This is a genomic window from Bradyrhizobium sp. YR681 (assembly GCF_000282615.1).
GTDB lineage: Bacteria > Pseudomonadota > Alphaproteobacteria > Rhizobiales > Xanthobacteraceae > Bradyrhizobium.
Window position 1 is genome coordinate 1 of sequence record NZ_AKIY01000170.1, and the last position, 555, is coordinate 555.

A 555-nucleotide genomic window follows, 5' to 3' on the forward strand; every position below is an offset into this window, starting at 1 on the left:
TTTTTCAAATTCTCCCGCATACGAATGAGTAACAACACTTTCATCTCCTCGCCTGTTCTCCCCCATCAACAAACAAAGTTGTTCAGCCTCGACGATGCATGCTGCTCCTCGAGCTTTTCCAAAATCCATGAGGCAAGTAACGATAGCCTTAGTCATCCATTCTTGGTATGTAAATCTGTGACTAATGGCATCAACCATTCGAGTGATTCGCCCGAAACCATGCAATCGACCATTAGGTAAATAAGCGACATGTGCCACTCCACGAAAAGGGAGTAAATGATGCGGACAGATTCCATGTATAGCGATATTTCGCACAATGACCACGTCACGGCAATCATCATCAAAACCCGCTCCTAATGCATCAAATGGATCCACATTGTATCCATCCAGCAAGCGGTTCTTCCATAGCTCGGTTACGCGGCGAGCTGTATTTTTCATGTGAGAGTCATCAGTCTCAATGCCACTTGCCTGAAGAAGATGGATAATGCTCAACTCGAAGGCTCCTGAATCAAAGCAGTGGGTTCGTTTGACTCCGGAGAATTTCTCGCTCTGACA

General features: G+C 45.8%; 1 protein-coding gene. It reads right to left on the minus strand.

The genetic code is table 11. The features are described from left to right. On the minus strand, positions 1–555 hold a 555-nt coding region (gene folE / locus PMI42_RS37920; RefSeq protein WP_085969542.1), incomplete at both ends, for a GTP cyclohydrolase I FolE.